We start from the raw sequence: 18,821 nt of genomic DNA, 5'->3' as shown, positions 1-18,821 counted from the left end.
TGCTGACATGTCAGACAGGTCCCCCTCGGCCCGCGTCCTCGTGCTCGGCGGCGCCCGCTCCGGAAAATCCGCCTTCGCCGAGGCCGTGCTGACCGACGCACCCTCGGTTCGCTATCTGGCCACCGCCGTGGTCGATCCCGCCGATCACGACTTCGCCGACCGGATCGCCGTCCACCGTGACCGCCGCCCCGAACACTGGACGACCGTCGAGAACACCGAGCCCGCAACGGTTCTCGCCACCGCGGCGCCCGCGACCCTGCTCGACGATATCGGCACCTGGCTCACCGCCCGCCTCGACGCCCGCGACGCCTGGGACGCACCGCGCGGCACCGTCACCCCCGACTGCGACACGCTCGTCGAGGCTGTCGCGGCCTACCGGGAACGGCTGGTGATCGTATCGCCCGAGGTAGGCATGGGCGTGATCCCCGCAACCCGCTCGGGGCGGCTGTTCCGCGACGAGATCGGCGCGCTGAACCAGCGTCTCGCGCAGGCGTGCGACGAGGCGTACCTCATCGTCGCCGGGCTGCCGCTTCGATTGAAATGAGCCGGGTCGGTCGCCGCCGTGCACCGTGATCCGGGCAAGATGGGCGTCGAACACCCCGCACCACCTCCGAAAGGCTTGCCAGTGACGCACGGATTCGACCCGGTCGCGGCCCCGGACGCGCAGGTACGCGCGGCGGCTGAGCAGCGCCAGACGCAGCTCACCAAACCGGCCGGATCACTGGGACGGCTCGAGGAACTCGGCAACTGGGTCGCCGCGTGCCAGGGCGTATGCCCACCCCAGCAGTTCGAACGCGCCAGGGTCGTGCTGTTCGCGGGCGACCACGGCGTGGCGAAGCACGGTGTCTCGGCGTATCCGAGCGAGGTCACCGCGCAGATGGTGGCCAATTTCCTGGCGGGCGGCGCGGCCGTGAACGCGCTGGCCGCCGTCGCGGGCGCGACCGTGCGGGTCGTCGACATCGCCGTCGACGGTGACACCGAACCCTCGGTGGCCCAGCACAAGGTGCGTCGCTCGAGCGGCTCCATCGATCGCGAGGACGCGCTCACCGACGCCGAGGTCACCGCCGCACTGGCCGCGGGTCGCGCGATCGCCGACGAGGAAATCGACGCGGGCGCCGACCTGCTCGTCGCCGGTGACATGGGCATCGGCAACACCACCCCCGCCACCGTCCTCATCGCCGTCCTCACCGGCACCGAACCCGTCGCCGCGGTCGGCCGCGGCACCGGCGTCGACGACCGGGGCTGGATCCGCAAGGTCGCCGCCATCCGCGACGGCATGCGCCGCGCCCGCCCGGTCGCCACCGACCCCGTCGACCTGCTCCGCGTCGCGGCGGGCGCCGACTTCGCCGCCATGACCGGTTTCCTCGCCCAGGCGGCCGTCCGTCGCACGCCCGTGCTGCTCGACGGCGTCGTGGTCACCGCCGCGGCCCTGGTCGCCGAGGACCTCGCCGCGGGCGCGAAAGCCTGGTGGCTGCCGGCCCACCGCTCCACCGAACCGGCTCACGACCTGGCCTTGAAGCACCTGCGCCTGACCCCGCTGATCGACCTCGAGATGCGCCTCGGCGAAGGCTCCGGGGCCCTGACCGCCCTCCCGATCCTGCGGGCCGCGGTCGCCACCCTCGCCGAGATGTCGACCTTCGCCGACGCGGGCGTCAGCACCTCGGCCGAGGAATCGGACACCGTCGACCTGGCCAAGTGAACGCGCTCCGGCTCGCGGTCTCCTGGCTGACGATCGTCCCGATCACCGGCCCGGCAGTCGTCGACCGGCGCACAGCGGGCCACGCGATCTCGCTCGCCCCGCTGATCGGGCTCGCTCTCGGAGCGTTCGCGGCGGGCGCCCTCTGGTTACTGGTCAACGCGGGCCTGACCGCCCTGCTCGCCGGTCTCCTCGTCGTCGGCCTGCTCGCCCTGCTCACCCGGGGCATGCACCTCGACGGCCTGGCCGACACCGTCGACGGGCTCGGCAGCTATGGTCCGCCCCAGCGCGCCCGCGAGATCATGAAGTCCGGCGGCGCGGGCCCGTTCGGCGTGGCCGCGCTCATCTTCGCCGTCGCCGTCCAAGCGGTGGCTTTCGCGACGCTGGCCGATCAGCACCGCTGGCTCGCGCTCGTCCTCGCCGTCACCGTGAGCCGGGTCGCCGTCGTGCCTGCGTGCCGCACCGGCATCCGCGCCGCCCCCGACGCCGGTTTCGGCGCGTTGGTCGCGGGCACGCAGCCACGCGCCGTCGTGCTGATCTGGACCGCGATCGCCGTCGGCATCGCGGTGTGGGCGGTGCCAGACAACCTCTGGCTCGGCCCCGTTGTCGTGATCGCCGCCCTCGCGGCGACCGTTGTGGTCACCCGGCACTGTGTCCGCCGTTTCGAGGGCCTGTCCGGCGATATTCTCGGCGCAGTAGTGGAGATCACGGTTTCGATTGCTGCAGTGGGCTTCTCGCTGGCGTTATAGCGAAACGCTCAGTTACCGCAAACTCGTACTGGTCACAAGTCCAGGATATCGGCGATTGTGTGCTCCCACAGACCGTCCGGTCAACGGTACTCGGGTGCGTCGCCAGCACACCGGTGGCAATACAGTGGAGCGCATGTCATCCGAGCGCCTCTACTTCCGCCAGCTGCTGTCCGGCCGGGATTACGCCGTCGGCGATCCGATCGCCACGCAGATGCGCAATTTCGCGTATCTGATCGGCGACCGGGAGACCGGCGAGACCCTCCTGGTCGATCCCGCCTACCAAGCGGCCGACCTGGTCGACGTCGCGGAGGCCGACGGCATGCGCGTATCCGGCGTGCTCGCCACCCACCATCATCCCGACCACGTCGGCGGCACCATGCTCGGTTTCACCCTCGGCGGCGTGGCCGAACTGCTCGAGAAGACCAGCGTCCCGGTCCATGTCAACAAGCTCGAACTGGACTGGGTCGCCCAGACGACCGGCATCGCCCCCAGCGAACTGACCGGCCACGACCACGGCGACAAGGTGAAGGTCGGCGCCTTCGAGATCGAGTTACTCCACACGCCCGGTCACACCCCGGGCAGCCAGTGCTTCCTGTTCGACGGCCGCCTCATCTCCGGCGACACCCTGTTCATCGACGGCTGCGGCCGCACCGACTTCCCCGGCGGCGACACCGACGAGATGTTCCGCAGCCTGCGCCAACTCGCCGCTCTCGACGGCAACCCGGTCGTCTACCCCGGCCACTGGTACTCCGAAGCCCCCAGCGCCGCGCTGTCCTCCGTCCGCGAGTCCAACTACGTCCTGCGTCCGAAGTCCCTCGGCGAGTGGCAGGCGTTGATGCCGGGCTGAACGAACAGCAGGAGAGCGGGCCCCTACGCCAGGGACCCGCTCTCGAATGCTGTTGTGACGCTTACAGAGTCCGCATCCACCCGTGGGTGTCGGCGAAGGTTCCGCGCTGGATTCCGGTCAGCGTGTCGCGCAGCGCCATCGTCACCTCACCGGGTTCACCACCGCCGATGGCGAACTCACCCTCACCGGACTTCACCCAGCCGACCGGCGTGATCACCGCCGCCGTTCCGCAGGCGAACACCTCACTGATCTCCCCGGATTCGGCGCCCTTGCGCCATTCCTCCACCGAGATCTTGCGCTCCTCCACCGGGTAGCCGGAGTCGGCGGCCAGGGTGAGCAGCGAGTCGCGGGTGATACCGGGCAGCAGCGAACCCGACAGCTCGGGGGTCACCAGCCGCGCCTCCGAGCCGGTGCCGAACACGAAGAACAGGTTATTGGTGCCCATCTCCTCGACATAGCGACGCTCGCAGGCGTCCAGCCAGACCACCTGGTCACAGCCCTCGTCGGTGGCCTGCGCCTGCGCGAGCAGCGACGAGGCGTAGTTGCCCGCCACCTTCGCCTCACCGGTGCCGCCGGGAGCCGCGCGCACGTACTCGGTCGACAGCCACACCCGCACCGGCTTCACACCGCGCGGGAAGTAGGCCCCGGCAGGCGAGGCCAGCAGCAGGTACTTGTAGGCCGACGCGGGCTTCACGCCCAGGCCCGCCTCGGTGGAGAACATGAACGGCCGCAGGTACAGCGAGTCCTCGCCACCGGCCGCGGGCACCCAGTCGGCGTCGACGTCGAGGAGCTGGCGCACGGACTCGATGAACAGTTCCTCGGGCAGTTCCGCCATCGCCATCCGCGCGGCCGAGCGGCGGAACCGCGCGGCGTTGGCATCGATGCGGAAGGTCGCGATCTCGCCGCCGGGCTGGCGGTAGGCCTTGAGCCCTTCGAAGATCGCCTGGCCGTAGTGGAACACCATGGTCGCCGGGTCCATCGAGAGCGGGCCGTACGGTTCGACGCGCGCGTTGCCCCACCGGCCGTCGGCGTAGTCGATCGACACCATGTGATCGGTGAAGAATCGTCCGAAACCGGGGGCCGCCAGTACCTCGTCCCGCCGCTGCGCCGGGGTGGGCGCGGGATGCGGGATACGGGTGAACTGTGCGGCGACTGTCATGGTGGGAATCCTATCCGGGCCGATTCGGTGCTGTCTCGCCCCCACTACGGGGGAGTTACTTGGTCTTGGTGTCGACGAAGGGCGGCTTGACGACCGCGGCGCGCAGCTTGCGCCCACGGACGTCGACCTCCACCTCGTCGCCGGGTTCGAGCTTCGCGTCGGTGTCGAGCAGCGCCAGCGCGATGCCGACCTTGAGCGACGGTGAGAACGTCCCCGAGGTGGTCTCGCCGACCGGCTCGCCGTCGCGGAGCACGGTCTGGCCCTGGCGCAGCACGCCGCGATCCAGTGCCTTCAGTCCCATCAGCGTACGGCGCGGGCCGTCGGCCTTCTCCTGCTCGAGCGCGGCCTTGCCCCAGAATTCCGGCTTCTTCCAGCCCACGGCCCAGCCGGTGCGGGCCTGGTTCGGGGTGATGTCGAGGGACAGTTCGTGTCCGTGCAGCGGGTAGCCCATCTCGGTGCGCAGGGTGTCGCGCGCGCCGAGTCCGGCCGCCTGGCCGCCCTCGGCCTCGACCTGCGCGATCAGTGCACGGAACAGCGGCTCCGCGTCTGCCCACGTCGGCAGCAGCTCGTAGCCGTGCTCGCCGGTGTAGCCGGTCCGGCACACGCGCACCGGGCGGCCCTGCCACTCGGCGTCGGCGTAGGCCATGTACTCCATCTCGGTGGGCAGGCCGAGTGCGGTGAGCACTTCGGTGGCCTTGGGCCCCTGCACCGCGAACACCGCGTAGTCGCGATGCTGGTCGGTGACGGTGATGCCCTCGGGAGCGACCTTGCGCAACTCGGCGACCACCGCCGCGGTGTTGGCCGCGTTCGGCACCAGGAACACCTCGTCGTCGCTGACGTAGTAGGCGATCAGGTCGTCGATCACGCCGCCGTCCTCGGCACAGCACAGGGTGTACTGCGCCTTGCCCGGCTGGATCCGGCCCAGGTCGTTGGTCAGCGCCGAGTTCACGAAAGCCGCAGCTCCCCGACCCGCCACCGTCGCCTTACCGAGGTGGCTCACGTCGAAGAGCCCGACCGTGGTGCGCACCGCCGTGTGCTCGCCGACCGTGCCCGCGTACTGCACGGGCATCTCCCACCCACCGAACGGCGCGAAGGTGGCGCCGAGTTCGACATGAACAGCGTGGATGGGGCCCTCGAGCAGCGCGGTGTCGGTCATGGGCAGAGTTTATCGGGCGGCGCGCCTACCGCTTCCTGCCCCCGTAATTGCGGGGATCCGACCGGTTTCGCGCGTCGTCCGCCGGTGCGAGGATGGCGGGCATGAACCTCCGTCGGATCGGCGTCTCCGGCTCGACCGGATAGATCGACCTCGGCTGCCTCAGCCAGGTGAACAGCGCGGCCCCGCCACCGAGGGTGCACGGGTGACGCTGTCCGCGTCGAAAGATCGTGACGCCCAACGGCGGTAGTGTTCTGGGTGTGAGTGAGTTGCCCCGAGCACGCTTCGGCCATGTCGCCCGGATGGACGACACGATGAGCCGGGCGGTGTCCCGTATTCCGGAATCGTCGGTCGATCGCGGCATGCTGCGGTTGACCCGGTCCGCCAACACCGGCGGTCTATGGCTGGCCGTGGCGGCGGCGCTCGCGGTGAAGCCGGGTCCCCCGCGACGGGCGGCGTTGCGCGGCGTCATAGCGCTGGGTGGCAGCAGCTTCGTCGTCAACCTCGTGCTCAAGACGCTGATCCCGCGGCGGCGGCCGCCGGCCGAACTGATGCCGCTGGGCCGCAGGCTGGTCGCCGCGCCGGTGTCGTCGTCCTTCCCGTCCGGCCACAGCGCCAATGCCGCCGCCTTCGCCACGGCCGTCGCCCTGGAGAGCCCGCGCGCCGCGCTCGCCGTCGCGCCGGTGGCCGCCGCCGTCGCCTACTCGCGCATCCACACCGGCGCGCACTGGCCGTCCGACGTGCTGGTCGGCGCCGGCGTCGGCACCGCTGTCGCTCTCACCACCCGCCGCTGGTGGCCGATTCGCGAATCCGACGAGGCCGACGCCCACGTCGTGCACGACGCGCCCATCCTCGCCGACGGCAAAGGTCTGCTGCTGCTGGTGAATCCCCGCTCCGGCGACTCCTCCTACGACCCCACGGCGGACATCGCCGAGGCCCTGCCCGCCGCGACCCTGGTACGCACCGAACCCGGCCGTGACGCCGTCGAGGTGTTGCAGGAAGCGGTCGACACCGCTGTCGCGACCGACAGCGACACCGCGGATCGCGCGGCGAGCGACCGCACCTCGGTCCTCGCGGTCGGCGCCGCGGGCGGAGACGGAACCATCGCCGCGGCGGCAGCCGTCGCGGTCCGCAACAACCTGCCCCTGGTCGTCATCCCCGCCGGCACCCTGAACCACTTCGCCCGCGACCTCGGCGTCTACGACCTGCGCGAGGTGGCCGATGCCACCGGCACCGGCGAAGCCGTCGAAGTCGACATCGCCGCAGTCGAACTCGACACCACCGACGGCCCCTACACCCACCATTGGATCAACACCGCGAGCATCGGTGCCTACCCCGAGCTGGTCCGCCTGCGCGAGAAGTGGGAAGACCGCTGGGGCAAGTGGCCCGCCTTCGCCGCCGCCCTCGTCGTCACGCTGCGCCGCGCGGAACCGATCCACATCCGGCTCGACGACCGCTGGCACGACATGTGGTTCCTGTTCATCGGCAACGGCCCCTACCACCCGCACGGCGCTGTGCCCGCTTTCCGCTCCCGCCTGGACGAGGGCCTGCTCGACGTCCGCTGGCTCCGCGCCGATGTCCGGTTCTCCCGGACCCGCGCCGTCATCGCCCTGATGCTCGCCGCCATCGGGCACAGCCGCGTCTACGGCGAACGTCAGATGCACGAACTCACCGTCACCTCGAGAACCCCCGTCGCCGTCGCCGCGGATGGCGAAGTAGTGGGTATCGCAACCACTTTCCGTTTCTCGGTGGCGGGCCGGATCCCGGCCTACCGCCGTAACGAGGACAACCCCCGCTGGGAAAACCGCCCACGACCCCACCACCGCCGCCCCCTGGCCTGGCTCACCGACCGCCGACGCTGACTTCCTCACAAACCCGTCTCGTCTCGATCACCATCGCCCACAACAGCCTTGCGCCCCCGGCCGTGGGTACCGAGGATGGGTAGATGAGCTCGCCGGACGGGGGACGTCCGATCACCGCAACCGAAGCCGCCCGCCGCTGGGACCCGTGGACCCCGAGCGTGGTCGCCGCCCGCCTCGCCAGCTGCCCGGCCCCCTGGGCCGTCGCGGGCGGCTGGGCCCTCGACCTCTTCGCGGGCGCGATCTCCCGCGCCCACGACGACATCGAAATCACCGTTCCCCGAACGGATTTCCCCCAGATCGCCGCCGCCTTCCCCGAATACGAATGGGACGTCGTCGGCAGCGGCGAGCTCTGGCCCTATGCCCTGGCCGCGGCCAACCCCGAACTCCATCAAACCTGGCTGCGCGACCCCTTCACCGGCGCCTTCCATCTCGACGTCTTCCGTGAACCGCACGACGGCGACACCTGGATCTGCCGCCGCGACCCCACGATCACTCTCTCCTACACCGAACTCATCCGCACCACGGCCAACGGCATCCCCTATCTCGTTCCCGAGGTCGTGCTGCTGTTCAAGGCGAAAGCCAACCGCCCCAAAGACCATGCCGATTTCCTCCGCGTCCTGCCCCTTCTCCCCGAGTACCGGCTCACCCGGCTGAATTCCTGGCTGACCCAGCTCTACCCGGATCACCCATGGCTGACCGAGATCTACGCGCCCGCCGTCGTCCCCACCACTGCGGAATAGCGCCAAACAGGCGGCGCGGAACCAACCGCGACCGGGCGATACCGCCGATCCGGAATCGAACGGTCGCCGAATTCATTCGGCCATCCGGCACCACTCTCGTCGATAGTCGGCCCAATCCTGCGGCGTGGCGGCGAAATCCACATACAAGGCCACACCGAAGTTCGCGCGGCCGACGTCGGTGTCGGTCAGGCCGAGACGAATCCCCCGTACCGCGGCGGCAACGGTCTCGGCAGTACCGTGACGGCCCGGGTCGTCGGCCCAGAAGGCGGGTGCTCCCATCAACAGATCGACTCCGTCCGGTGTCACCTCGGCGGCGAGCTCGGTCTGCTGCGCCACATACCCGCTGTAGAGAGCTCGGGTAGGCATCGCCGTGTCATAGGACATCACCGCCACCTGATCGGAGCGACGGGCGACCTCGGCGAAATAGGCTTGGCTCCACCATTTTCCGTGATCGGCGACAGCCGAACCCACCGAATGCAATCCGGGCAGCGGATCGATCACCGGCGCCGAGACCGACAGCTGGACGCGCGCCCCCGACGTCACGACCCGAGTCGCGTCGAGCAGCGCGAGAAATCCCGGCGACCCGGACCGAACGGGTTCGAGGTCGTAATGCACTCCGTCGAACCCGTAGGCCAGCACTCGCCGCGCCGATGCCACCACCCGCTCGCGCGAGGCCGCCGATTCCACATCCAGGCCGTCGAATTCGGGCTGCACGATGTCGCCGAGCCACGACTGCACCCGAATTGCCGGTAATCGCGCGTGCACCGCGTCGACAAACCATTGCGCCCGCGGTGCGAGATCGTCGCGCAGACTCCCGTCGTGTTCCAACGGTCCCGTATGGACGTACAGATCCCGAACTCCGGTACCTGCCAGCAACTTCCCGAGTCCGTCGATATCGGCGTCGGTCTTGCGCCCGTCCACCCAGGCATGACCGAGCCAGACCGCGTCTCTGCCTCGCGTCCGCGCCTGTTCGGACTGTTCGCCGATGTTGTGCACCAGCAGGGCGGCTACCACCCCCGCCACCGGCAGCGTCACCACAAGAACCAGCGCGAGCGCGATCACCGCACCCCGCGCCCACCACGACAGCGCCCGCCATTTCCCCCGCATCACTCCCCCTTGTCCGAGTGCCCCGATGCTACCGGCAGGTACCGACAAGCAAATTTACGACAAATCACCCACCCGTGAAACACTGTGCGCCGCTAAATAATTGAATGGAGCACCATGAAGTACGCCGTCACCCTCGGTTCCGCCGTCATCGCCGCCTTCGCGTTCGCGATCGCCACGCCGGCCGTCGCAACAGCGCAGCCCTCGAACTGCCACGCCTCCTACACCCCGTGCCTGCCCATCGTCAGCGATGTGGACTGCGAAGGCGGTAGCGGCAACGGCCCCGTCTACACCGGCCGCGTCACGGTGATCGGCCCCGACGACTACGGCCTCGACCGCGACGGAGACGGCATCGGCTGCGAGTGAACAGCACGAGGGGCGTGCGATGAACGACATCGCACGCCCCTCGGGATCAACTTCTCAGCGGTTGCCTTCAGGACCCCAGCCCTGGTCATTGGGCTTGCCCAGATCGGGACCATCCGGATGCTCGGGACCGCCGTAACCCGGCCCGCCCGTGCCCGGACCACCGGTGCCAGGACCGCCGTAACCCGGTCCGCCCGTGCCAGGACCCCCGTAACCCGGTCCGCCTGTACCCGGACCACCGGTGCCAGGACCCCCGTAACCCGGTCCGCCCGTGCCCGGACCACCGGTGCCAGGACCCCCGTAACCCGGTCCGCCTGTACCCGGACCACCGGTGCCGGGACCGCCCGCAGGCCCGCCGTAACCCGGTCCACCTTCTGGACCGCCGTAACCGGGACCGCCGTAACCCTGTCCGCCTTCCGGACCGCCGTACCCCGGCTGCCCGCCGAATCCCCCTGCGGGCCCGCCGTATTGCTGCGGGTATCCCGGCTCCGGGGTCTTCGCCGCGCCGGCGACCGGCCCACCGGTGACAAGCCGGTAGGCGTAGGTCGAGGCGATGATCGTCAACGGGATCGTGACGAGCAGGCCGAGGCCGCACAGCAGCGCACCGACGACGTTGATACCGAACAGCGCCAGCGCCAGCAGCAGCAGCGTTCCCGCGTTGCTCGAGATCGCCGAGAAACTCGACTTGATCGCGGTGACACCGTCCTGGTCACGGTCGATCACGAACTGCATCGTCCACCAGGTGAAGAACGCGACGACCAGGCCCGGCAACACACACAGCAGCAGGCCGATGCCGGTCGCCAGACCGACCAGCAGGCCGGCGATGATCACCGCACCCACATTGGTGAACTGGAAGAACGACCCAAATCCGGGCTTGTTGCCATCGGTTTCGTGCAGCGAGCCACGCACGAATGCCGCCGAGATCAGATATCCGATCACCGTGCTCACGATGGTGCCGAGGATCTGCCAGAGCCCGAACCCGAAACTGACACCGCCGTCATAATCGGTGTCGCCGGAGTTTCCGAGCCCGAACAGGAAGCTGATCACCGCCTGGATCAGGAATGCGACGACCACCATCCCGATCCACACGAGCGCGTTGTCTTTGAATTTCGTCCACCCGTACCCGATGGCGTCACCGACACTGAGCGTCGGTCCCGCCGGAGGATAACCGGGTTGCTGCTGTCCATATGTCATCCGAATCGCTTCCCCTCATCGTTCGAGACGGTCGCTGCCGCTCATATGAGTACTCCGATCCGACGTCACGGTCACGCCGACACAGCCGATCATGACATATGGAAAACGCTACTTGCCGGTGTTCTCGCGCTTCGGGAGTTTCCAGCCGGGACGAGGAAAATGGCAGGTGTAGCCGTCGGGGTAGCGAATCAGGTAGTCCTGGTGCTCGGGCTCGGCGTCCCAGAACGTGCTCGCCGGGGTCACCTCGGTGACGACCTTGCCCGGCCACAGGCCCGAGGCGTCGACATCGGCGATGGTATCGACGGCGACGCGGCGCTGATCGTCGTCGAGATAGAAGATCGCGGAACGGTAACTGCCGCCGAGATCGTTGCCCTGGCGATCCTTGGTGGTCGGATCGTGGATTTGGAACAGGAACTCGAGCAACGCGCGGTAGTCGGTCTGCGCCGGGTCGTATTCGATCTCGACGGCCTCGGCGTGGCCCGGGTGATTGCGGTAGGTGGGATTGTCGTTGGTGCCGCCGGTGTAGCCGACCCTGGTGGCCAGTACGCCGGGCTGCCGGCGGATCAGATCCTGCATGCCCCAGAAGCATCCACCGGCCAGAATCGCCTTACGAGTGTCGCTCACACATCCTCCTTCATGAGGGCTCAACGGTCGCACAAAACGGCCACAACCGCCTCTATGGAACACCGGTTTCAGCGCCGGAATTCCCGTCAGTATTGTTGCCGCCCGAGCGTTACCTCAGCAATGTCCACGTGCACTTTCAGGTCAGGCCAGGAAGTAGGAGGAAGACGGCGCGATGCCACGATTTGTCATTTCCCAGTGTTTGGCGATCGGATTGGCGGCAACAGCTCTGATGGGGACGGCGGCGACCGCCACGGGGGCTCACCCCGGCGCCGACGACTCGATCGCGCAGGACGCGGCGCCCTGCGAGGAACTACGACAGGCACGGCAGAACGGCCAGGGAGTCCGCGGGGCGAGCCCGGCGGCCGCGGGCCAGATCGACGCGGTGCTGATCACCGCGAAGAACCGCATGCCGATCGCGGGCGGCAAGATCGTCCTCACCGGCATCGACGCCTGTGGCGACAATATTCACCGGCACATGTCCACCGGGGCCAACGGGCAGGTGAGTTTCCGCGGACTACAGCCCGGGCGCTACCGGCTCACCGCCTACCGCAACGATTCGGCGACGCAGTCGGTCACCCGCGCCGATGTCGACCTGTCGACTCCGTCGCTCAAAACGATCCAGTTCACCGCCGACTGATCGAGGAGGCCGGGCCGGGCGCTGTCACCGCCCGGCCCGAAACCTGTTGACCCCCAGCGCGGTCGCGTGTCCCGTGATAGAAATCACCCCAGAGTGAAAAGGGGTGGTTTCCGCATGGAACCGACAGCCGAACAGCGGGCCGCGCTGGGCATGATCTGCGATACATTTCTCCCTGGCGACGGGCGCGGACTACCCGCCGCGACCGATATCGGCGCGGTCGACACGATCTTCCGTATCCTCGGGCGCAATCCTCGCGAGGCCGAGCAGAAGCAGCTGGCAACGCTGTTGGGACTGTGGGATTCTCGCCTCTTCGGTCTGTTCACCGGCCGCGGCCCACGCCGGTTCTCCACGCTCTCGCAGGAGCAGCGCGAGGCAGCCCTGCTGCGCTTGGCCGACTCCGGCCTCGCCCCCGCCCGGGCGATCTTCCAGGCGCTCAAGCAGGCTTCCCTGCTCGCCTACAACGTGAGTCCCGGGCCCACCGGAACGAATCCGCTGTGGGCGGAGATCGGCTATCCGGCGCCGGCCGGTCGGCTCGAGACCGCCCCGAAGCCGCCGCTGTCACCGCTGCGATTCACCGAATCCACCGCGCTCGAATGCGATGTGGTGGTGGTCGGCTCCGGCGCCGGTGGCGGTGCCGCCGCGGCGGTGCTGGCCGAAGCAGGCCTCGACGTGATCGTGCTCGAGCGCGGAAACTATTACGACGACCAGGATTTCGGCGACGGCGAACTCGACGCACTGACCAGTCTGTACGCACCGGGACCCGCCGCCTCGGCGGAAGGCCAGATCACCCTCGTCGCGGGGACCTGCCTCGGCGGCGGCACCGTGGTCAACTGGAGCACCTCGCTGCCGACGCCCGACACCGTCCGTGCCGAATGGGCCGAGACCGGCGTGCCGCAGTTCGCCGAGGACGAGTTCGGTGATGCGCTGGCCGCTGTACAGAAACGGATCAGCGTCACCGACAGCAAGTCACCGCTCTCGGCGCGCGACGGCATTCTCGAGCGCGGTGCGCGCGCGCTCGGCTGGGAGGTGGACACCCTGCCGCGCAATGTCAGCGATGCCTGTGACGCCGGAATCGAGTGTGGGCGTTGTGGCTATGGCTGCCGCCTCGGCGCCAAGCAGTCGGCGACCAAGACCTGGCTCGCCGATGCGGCCGAGCACGGTGCGCGCCTGGTGGTCGACGCCGACGTCCGCGCGATCACCGTGACAGCGGGTCGGGCCGAATCGGTTTCGGCGGTCACCGCCGCCGGGGTCGAGATCACGGTGCGCGCCAAGGCCGTCGTGGTCGCCGCGGGCGCGATCCAGACACCGGCGCTGCTGCGACGATCCGGTCTGCGCAACAAGAACATCGGCCGGTATCTGCGCCTGCACCCGGCCGCGGCGGTCTTCGGCGTCTTCGACGACGACGTCCGCCCGTGGGAAGGGGCGTTGCAGGCCCGCATCAGCAGGCACCACGCGAACCTCGACGGCAACGGCTACGGCGTGATCTACGAGACCGGCCCGGTCCATCCCGGTCTGGCCACCGGCTTCATGAGCTGGCGCGGCGCGGCGCAACATCGGGCCACCATGCTCGATTTCGCGCGCACGAACTCCATCGGCATCATCACCCGTGACCGCGACCCCGGCACCGTCTCGATCGACAAGTCCGGCGAACCGGTGGTGAAATACCAGCTGTCCGACTACGACGCCGCGCACCTGCACACCGGCATCGTCGGCGCCGCCTCCATCCTGGAAGCCGCGGGCGCGCAACGGATCTTCTCCGGTCATCAGGCGGGCATCTCCTTCGAACCGGGCACCCGCGGTTCGCTCGCCGAATTCGACGCCGCGGCGAAGAAGGCGGGCTACGGCCCCGGCCGCTGCTCGATGGGCGCGCTGCACATCATGGGCTCGGCCAGGATGGGCGGTACGCCGGAACTCTCGGCGACCGACCCGGACGGTGCCACCTGGGATGTGCCGAACATCGTGGTGGCCGACGGGTCGAGCTTCCCCACCGCCCCCGGTGTGAACCCGATGGTCACCATCGAGGCGATCGGCTACATGAACGCGAAACGGCTCGCGGCCCGGCTGGGCTAGTGGTGTCGATGTGCAGTGGACACGTAGTGTGGTCGCTACACATGTGGTGATCCACCGCGCGGCCGGGCCGGCGCGAATTCGCGGAAAGGGCTGAGATGGACAAGGCGACGCAGTTGGTCGAGTTCGAGACCATGCTCCTGGGTCGCCACAGCCTGAGATCGCGCCGGGGGCCCGACGCCATGGACCGCAGCGCCTATATCTTGCTGAGCAGGCTGCGGATGGGTGGGTTGATGTCCATCGGCCAGCTCAGTGACGCACTGGGCTTGGATGCCTCGACTCTCAACCGGCAGACCGCCGCCATGATGCGGACCGGCGCGATCGAGCGGATGCCGGATCCCGAGGGCGGGATGGCGCGGAAGTTTCGGGTCACCTCCAAGGGTGAGCGCCGCTTGAATGCCGAACGAGCCCTGATCGTCGACGCCCTGGATTCGATCCTCGAGGACTGGCCGGCCGAGGATATCGCCGCCTTCGTCGGCTACCTGCGACGATTCAACACCGATATCGAACGCCGGTCAGGGGAGTACTGGCCACGGCCGATCACGGCCCTGCCCGCGGATCACTAGCGCAACTGCGACCTACATCACGACTTGTCGATCGAGTTCGCGCGCTCAATGATGTGTACTATACACATCTGATGCAGTATGCATATCTTGTGCTCTGTACATAATTTGCGTGTTTGTCGATAGGAGCGGTACGTGGGGATCTCGGAAAAGACGGCACGACCCGGGGTGGTCGTCGGCGTCCTCGCCTTCGGCGGCACCGTCGCCGCGATTACGCAGACGGCGGTGGTGCCGATCATCGGCCAACTCCCGCAACTGCTCCATACCAGCGCCGCCAACGCCTCGTGGGTGATCACGGTGACGCTGCTCGTCGGCGCGGTGTTCACCCCGGTCGCAGGCAAGCTCGGTGACCTCTACGGAAAACACCGCATGCTGCTGGTCTCCGGCGGATTTCTGATCGTGGGCGCCGCGATCGCCGCCATGTCCTCCTCGCTGGTACCCATGCTGATCGGACGCGGAATCCAGGGCATGGGGGTCGGTTTGATTCCGTTGGGAATCAGCCTGATGCGCGATGTGCTTCCCGCGGAGCGGCTGGGTTCCTCGATCGCGCTCATGAGCGCGTCGCTCGGGGTCGGTGGCGCGTTGGGTCTGCCGGTGTCGGCCGCGGTCGCGCAGTATGCGAGCTGGCGGGTCCTGTTCTGGGCCGCGGCCGCGCTGAGCGTCCTGATCGTGGTGCTCATCGCAACCCTCGTTCCGGCCGAGGCCACGCGCGGTGACGCGGGTGGACGGTTCGATTTCGTCGGCGCGGCGGGACTCGGCGCGGGACTGGTATTCCTGCTCCTGCCGGTGTCGAAGGGTGCCGGGTGGGGCTGGAGCAGTGCCACCACGCTCGGGCTGTTCGCCGCCTCGGCGGTGACCCTGGCCGCGTGGGGATGGTGGGAATTGCGGACTTCCGACCCGCTCGTCGACCTGCGCACCACGGCCCGGCCGCAGGTGCTGCTGACCAACGCCGCCTCCGTCCTGGTCGGCTTCGCCATGTACGGCCAGGCACTGATCGTGCCGCAGTTGATGCAGTTGCCCGCGGCCACCGGTCACGGCATGGGACAAACCATGCTCGGCATGGGTCTGTGGATGGCGCCGGGTGGCTTGATGATGATGTTGTTGTCACCGGCGGGCGCGAAACTGTCGGCCGCACGCGGACCCAAGGTCACCCTCGCGGTCGGGGCACTGATCATCGCGGTCGGCTATGGCTCCTCGGCCGTGCTGATGGGTTCGACCTGGGGTCTGATGACGATGGTCTGCATCACCAATATCGGTGTCGGCCTTGCCTACGGCGCCATGCCCGCCCTGATCATGGGCGCGGTGCCGCTGTCGGAAACCGCCTCCGCCAACAGCATCAATACACTGATGCGCTCGCTCGGTACGTCGGTGTCGGCCGCCGTTGTCGGTGTGGTGCTGGCCAATATGACAACCGACTTCGCCGGGCACGCCGTGCCGTCGGAGGCGGGGTTCCATGTCGGCCTGCTGATCGGCGCCGCTGTCGCGCTCGTGGCGGCCGGGACAGCGATGACCATTCCGCGCCGACCGGCCGAGCCCGCCGATCTCGATTCCGAACTCGCGACACTGTCGACGCGGCCGGTATCGGTGGCGAAAGCCTGACGAGCCGGCCTAGGACCGTTTGATCCCGGCGAGCACCGCCCGTAGGACGTCCAGGTCCGGGGCGGTGCTCATCTGATTTCGTGGCGCCCTGGCATGGAGCCTGCCCTCGTCGATCAGGTCGCCGATGAGCAGCTTCGTCGAGGTCAGGGGCAGGTTCAGGTGGGCGGAGACCTCCGCGACCGACAGTGGCGTGCGGCACAACTCGACGATCGCGTCGTATTCGGGCGCGAGCAGACGTGAGCGGGCGCCCGAGCGCGCGTCGACCAGCAGGGTGGTGAGCTCGAGGTCGGGGCGCTGCGCCTTGGCGCGCCCGCCGGTGACGGCGTAGAGGCGCACCAGCGGACCAGCTTCGTCCTCGTACCAGTGTTCGCGCTCGTCGCTCATGGTCGCGGCGAGACAGCGGGGAACTGGCCGGAGATCGCCGACTCGGGATCGGACGCCTCGGCCAGCGCCGACGGGATCAGCACCACGACCCGCACGCCGCCGTAGACCGACTCCGACAGCCGCACCGAGATGCCGTGCCTGCCCGCCAGCGTGGCCACGACGAACAGCCCGAGCCGCGAGGTTCCGGCCAGCATGCCCACGCTGAACGCGGGCGGGTCGGCCAGCATCGCGTTACGTTCGGCCACATCGCTTTCCGACATGCCCAGACCCTGGTCGACGATCTCCACCGCGACCCCACGACCGACCACAATCCCCGACACCGCCACCTGGGTCTCGGGTGGGGAGAAGGCGGTCGCGTTGTCCATCAGCTCGGCGAGCAGGTGGATCACGTCCGCGACGGCGTGCCCCGAGACGCGCACATCCGGCATCTGCTTGGCCGCGATCCTGGTGTAGTCCAGGCTTTCCGCGATCGCGCCGCGCACCAGCTCGAACAGCGGGACCGGTTTGCGCCACCGACGGCCCGGCTGTTCGCCGCCGAGGATGATGAGGTTCTCGGCGTTACGCCGGGCACGGGTGGCCAGATGGTCGAGCTGGAACAGCAGATCGAGCTGATCGGCGTTGCTCTCGTCGCGCTCGGCGCGGTCGAGCAGTGCGAGCTGGCGGTGCACCACCACCTGGCTGCGGTGCGCGATGTCGAGGAAGACCGTGCTGATCCCCGCCTTCGTCTGCGCCTCGGCGACGGCGGCCGACATCGCGGCCACGTGGGCGCGGTTGAACGCCGCGGCCACCTGGCCGAGCTCGTCGGTACCGAAGTCCAGGCTCGAACCCTCCGCCGCGGTCTCGACGGTCTCCCCCGTCGCGACCCGGCGCATCACCTCCGGCAGCCGCTCGTCGGCGAGTTCGAGGGTGTCGTGGCGCAATCGGTGCATCCGCGCGATGAACCGATTCGCCATCACCAGCGCGACGAGGAAGGCGGCCACCGCGGCGAGCGCGATCAGCGCACCGCCGAGCAGTGCGCTGCCGGTGTCGCGTTCGCCCTGCTCTCTGGCGATGACGTGGGCGTCCCCGCTCTGGTCTTCCCACAGTTTCTGCAAGGCCAGGCCGACGTGTTTCGACGCGTCCTGCCAGTCGGCCAGACCGATCGGGAGCCCGGCCTCCCCGTCGCGTACGGATATCGGTCCGCGCAACAGGATGGCGTCCTGCATCGCGATGACCTGCTGCCACTGCGGGCCTGCGGTGATCTCCGAGAGCTGCGCCAGGCGGCGGCCTTTCAGTACCGTCGCGGAATAGGCTGCCTCGCCGCGGAATTCGCCGATCCGACGGCCGAAGTCGACCAGCTGGGCAGCGCTCATCTCGCCGGTGGTCACTGCGACGGAACCGAGCGAGTCGGCTTGTGACAGCGCTTCGGCCGCACGCAATTGTTCTACGGCGTAGCCCAATTCGATGCCGACCTTCGCCTCGGGCGCGACCCGGGCCGCCAGCATCGACGCGGCGATGATCGTGCCGATCACTCCGGTGTAGAACCCGAAAACCTCATCGGGGGAAATCCGCAGGAATTCCACGCCGGTGCGCACGGTCGGCACCATGGAGAACAGCTTGTTGTATCCCTCGATGTCCTCGCGGGAACCCTCGGGATTCAGCGCGCGAGCCGCGTCGCCTTTCGCGATCACCGCCGCGAGCGCCTCGTCGGAACGCTGTTTGGCGGTGGCCAGCGCGGGCGCCGACGACACGTCACCGGCCAGCCGCAACAGCGACAGCCTGCGCTCTTCCTGGAATGCCGACACCATGAGAATCGCGGGCCCGGTGGTACTGCTCGCCAATTCGGCCCAGTCGGTGGAATCCCTGGCCGAATTCACCAGATAGACAGCTCCGCCACCACCGACCACCAACAGCATGACACTGGAGATGAGCACCATTGACAACAACCGGATACGCACACTGACCCGGCCACGAACACCGGTACGCCTGATCTTCAAATCTGAAATCTTTCCGCTCCCCGGAGCGCCCGGGCGCCCCGCTGCGTACCGGTGCCGCCAATGGGCCACCCACCACGCGTGTCTCGCCGTGAGACTAACCGACG

18 protein-coding genes are annotated in these 18,821 nt (G+C 68.7%); 11 read left to right on the top strand and 7 right to left on the bottom strand.

Annotated features, from left to right (window positions below):
* Positions 1–7 precede the first annotated feature (7 nt).
* From cobU to ACFQ9R_RS20540, 4 genes are all read left to right on the top strand, one after another.
* Positions 8–544: a bifunctional adenosylcobinamide kinase/adenosylcobinamide-phosphate guanylyltransferase gene (gene cobU / locus ACFQ9R_RS20555; RefSeq protein ID WP_378992499.1), complete on the top strand. Its 537-nt coding sequence runs from the start codon at positions 8–10 to the stop codon at positions 542–544.
* A gap of 39 nt (positions 545–583) precedes the next feature.
* Complete coding sequence (gene cobT / locus ACFQ9R_RS20550) at positions 584–1,699, top strand: nicotinate-nucleotide--dimethylbenzimidazole phosphoribosyltransferase (protein ID WP_378992671.1); 1,116 nt, start codon at positions 584–586, stop codon at positions 1,697–1,699.
* Complete coding sequence (locus ACFQ9R_RS20545; RefSeq protein WP_378992498.1) at positions 1,696–2,445, top strand: adenosylcobinamide-GDP ribazoletransferase; 750 nt, start codon at positions 1,696–1,698, stop codon at positions 2,443–2,445. The genes cobT and ACFQ9R_RS20545 overlap by 4 nt, the downstream gene beginning before the upstream one ends.
* A gap of 133 nt (positions 2,446–2,578) precedes the next feature.
* Positions 2,579–3,292, top strand: coding sequence for an MBL fold metallo-hydrolase (locus tag ACFQ9R_RS20540; RefSeq protein ID WP_378636506.1), 714 nt, complete (start codon positions 2,579–2,581; stop codon positions 3,290–3,292).
* 61 nt (positions 3,293–3,353) lie between these two features.
* Here ACFQ9R_RS20540 and ACFQ9R_RS20535 read toward each other — a convergent pair whose 3' ends face one another.
* Positions 3,354–4,451, bottom strand: a complete 1,098-nt coding sequence (locus ACFQ9R_RS20535) for a branched-chain amino acid aminotransferase (protein WP_378992497.1) — start codon at positions 4,449–4,451, stop codon at positions 3,354–3,356.
* Positions 4,452–4,506: 55 nt separating this feature from the next.
* The gene (gene gcvT, locus ACFQ9R_RS20530) at positions 4,507–5,607 is read right to left on the bottom strand and encodes a glycine cleavage system aminomethyltransferase GcvT (RefSeq protein WP_378992496.1); all 1,101 of its coding nucleotides are present in this window, start codon (positions 5,605–5,607) and stop codon (positions 4,507–4,509) included.
* Between the two features lie 257 nt (positions 5,608–5,864).
* Between gcvT and ACFQ9R_RS20525 the strand changes: the two genes are divergently transcribed.
* Positions 5,865–7,466, top strand: a complete 1,602-nt coding sequence (locus ACFQ9R_RS20525; protein ID WP_378992495.1) for a phosphatase PAP2 family protein — start codon at positions 5,865–5,867, stop codon at positions 7,464–7,466.
* Between the two features lie 83 nt (positions 7,467–7,549).
* Entirely contained in the window at positions 7,550–8,206 is a 657-nt protein-coding gene (locus ACFQ9R_RS20520) for a nucleotidyltransferase domain-containing protein (protein WP_378992494.1), read from the top strand.
* 72 nt (positions 8,207–8,278) lie between these two features.
* Here the strand turns inward: ACFQ9R_RS20520 and ACFQ9R_RS20515 are convergent, their stop codons facing one another.
* Positions 8,279–9,313, bottom strand: coding sequence for a hypothetical protein (locus tag ACFQ9R_RS20515; protein WP_378992492.1), 1,035 nt, complete (start codon positions 9,311–9,313; stop codon positions 8,279–8,281).
* Positions 9,314–9,427: 114 nt separating this feature from the next.
* On the opposite strand from ACFQ9R_RS20515, the gene ACFQ9R_RS20510 reads away from it, so the two are divergent.
* Positions 9,428–9,676 (top strand): hypothetical protein, encoded by a 249-nt coding sequence (locus ACFQ9R_RS20510; RefSeq protein WP_378992491.1) that lies wholly within the window; start codon positions 9,428–9,430, stop codon positions 9,674–9,676.
* A gap of 54 nt (positions 9,677–9,730) precedes the next feature.
* On the opposite strand, the gene ACFQ9R_RS20505 is transcribed toward ACFQ9R_RS20510, so the two are convergent.
* Positions 9,731–10,867 (bottom strand): hypothetical protein, encoded by a 1,137-nt coding sequence (locus ACFQ9R_RS20505; protein ID WP_378992489.1) that lies wholly within the window; start codon positions 10,865–10,867, stop codon positions 9,731–9,733.
* 108 nt (positions 10,868–10,975) lie between these two features.
* Positions 10,976–11,491 carry a peptide-methionine (S)-S-oxide reductase MsrA gene (gene msrA, locus ACFQ9R_RS20500; protein WP_378992487.1) on the bottom strand — a complete coding sequence of 172 codons (516 nt, stop codon included), beginning with the start codon at positions 11,489–11,491 and terminating at the stop codon, positions 10,976–10,978.
* A gap of 172 nt (positions 11,492–11,663) precedes the next feature.
* On the opposite strand from msrA, the gene ACFQ9R_RS20495 reads away from it, so the two are divergent.
* The 4 genes from ACFQ9R_RS20495 (at position 11,664) to ACFQ9R_RS20480 (ending at position 16,357) form a co-directional block, all read left to right on the top strand.
* On the top strand, positions 11,664–12,128 hold the full coding sequence (locus tag ACFQ9R_RS20495) for a carboxypeptidase-like regulatory domain-containing protein (protein ID WP_378992486.1): 465 nt from the start codon (positions 11,664–11,666) through the stop codon (positions 12,126–12,128).
* Positions 12,129–12,242: 114 nt separating this feature from the next.
* Positions 12,243–14,198, top strand: coding sequence for a GMC family oxidoreductase (locus ACFQ9R_RS20490; RefSeq protein WP_378992485.1), 1,956 nt, complete (start codon positions 12,243–12,245; stop codon positions 14,196–14,198).
* Between the two features lie 95 nt (positions 14,199–14,293).
* Positions 14,294–14,761 (top strand): MarR family winged helix-turn-helix transcriptional regulator, encoded by a 468-nt coding sequence (locus ACFQ9R_RS20485; protein WP_378992484.1) that lies wholly within the window; start codon positions 14,294–14,296, stop codon positions 14,759–14,761.
* Positions 14,762–14,893: 132 nt separating this feature from the next.
* Entirely contained in the window at positions 14,894–16,357 is a 1,464-nt protein-coding gene (locus tag ACFQ9R_RS20480; protein WP_378992482.1) for an MFS transporter, read from the top strand.
* Positions 16,358–16,366: 9 nt separating this feature from the next.
* Here the strand turns inward: ACFQ9R_RS20480 and ACFQ9R_RS20475 are convergent, their stop codons facing one another.
* Positions 16,367–16,741, bottom strand: coding sequence for a DUF742 domain-containing protein (locus tag ACFQ9R_RS20475; RefSeq protein WP_378992480.1), 375 nt, complete (start codon positions 16,739–16,741; stop codon positions 16,367–16,369).
* Positions 16,738–18,717 carry a nitrate- and nitrite sensing domain-containing protein gene (locus tag ACFQ9R_RS20470; protein ID WP_378992477.1) on the bottom strand — a complete coding sequence of 660 codons (1,980 nt, stop codon included), beginning with the start codon at positions 18,715–18,717 and terminating at the stop codon, positions 16,738–16,740. Before ACFQ9R_RS20470 ends, ACFQ9R_RS20475 begins: the two co-directional genes overlap by 4 nt.
* Positions 18,718–18,821: the final 104 nt, after the last annotated feature.

Origin of the sequence: Nocardia sp. NPDC056541 (genome assembly GCF_042794235.1) — a bacterium.
Taxonomy (GTDB): domain Bacteria; phylum Actinomycetota; class Actinomycetes; order Mycobacteriales; family Mycobacteriaceae; genus Nocardia.
Note: the sequence above shows the minus strand (reverse complement) of the source record. Positions and strands in the feature narration are given on the sequence as shown.

What these genes read in the sequence shown, in the direction of transcription:
- ACFQ9R_RS20490 (WP_378992485.1), top strand. Translation starts at nt 12,243, where the DNA reads ATGGAACCGACAGCCGAACAGCGGGCCGCGCTGGGCATGATCTGCGAT.
- gcvT (WP_378992496.1), bottom strand. Translation starts at nt 5,607, where the DNA reads ATGACCGACACCGCGCTGCTCGAGGGCCCCATCCACGCTGTTCATGTC.
- ACFQ9R_RS20505 (WP_378992489.1), bottom strand. Translation starts at nt 10,867, where the DNA reads ATGACATATGGACAGCAGCAACCCGGTTATCCTCCGGCGGGACCGACG.
- ACFQ9R_RS20520 (WP_378992494.1), top strand. Translation starts at nt 7,550, where the DNA reads ATGAGCTCGCCGGACGGGGGACGTCCGATCACCGCAACCGAAGCCGCC.
- cobU (WP_378992499.1), top strand. Translation starts at nt 8, where the DNA reads ATGTCAGACAGGTCCCCCTCGGCCCGCGTCCTCGTGCTCGGCGGCGCC.
- ACFQ9R_RS20485 (WP_378992484.1), top strand. Translation starts at nt 14,294, where the DNA reads ATGGACAAGGCGACGCAGTTGGTCGAGTTCGAGACCATGCTCCTGGGT.
- ACFQ9R_RS20510 (WP_378992491.1), top strand. Translation starts at nt 9,428, where the DNA reads ATGAAGTACGCCGTCACCCTCGGTTCCGCCGTCATCGCCGCCTTCGCG.
- ACFQ9R_RS20540 (WP_378636506.1), top strand. Translation starts at nt 2,579, where the DNA reads ATGTCATCCGAGCGCCTCTACTTCCGCCAGCTGCTGTCCGGCCGGGAT.
- ACFQ9R_RS20495 (WP_378992486.1), top strand. Translation starts at nt 11,664, where the DNA reads ATGCCACGATTTGTCATTTCCCAGTGTTTGGCGATCGGATTGGCGGCA.
- cobT (WP_378992671.1), top strand. Translation starts at nt 584, where the DNA reads ATGGGCGTCGAACACCCCGCACCACCTCCGAAAGGCTTGCCAGTGACG.
- ACFQ9R_RS20475 (WP_378992480.1), bottom strand. Translation starts at nt 16,741, where the DNA reads ATGAGCGACGAGCGCGAACACTGGTACGAGGACGAAGCTGGTCCGCTG.
- ACFQ9R_RS20515 (WP_378992492.1), bottom strand. Translation starts at nt 9,313, where the DNA reads ATGCGGGGGAAATGGCGGGCGCTGTCGTGGTGGGCGCGGGGTGCGGTG.
- ACFQ9R_RS20535 (WP_378992497.1), bottom strand. Translation starts at nt 4,451, where the DNA reads ATGACAGTCGCCGCACAGTTCACCCGTATCCCGCATCCCGCGCCCACC.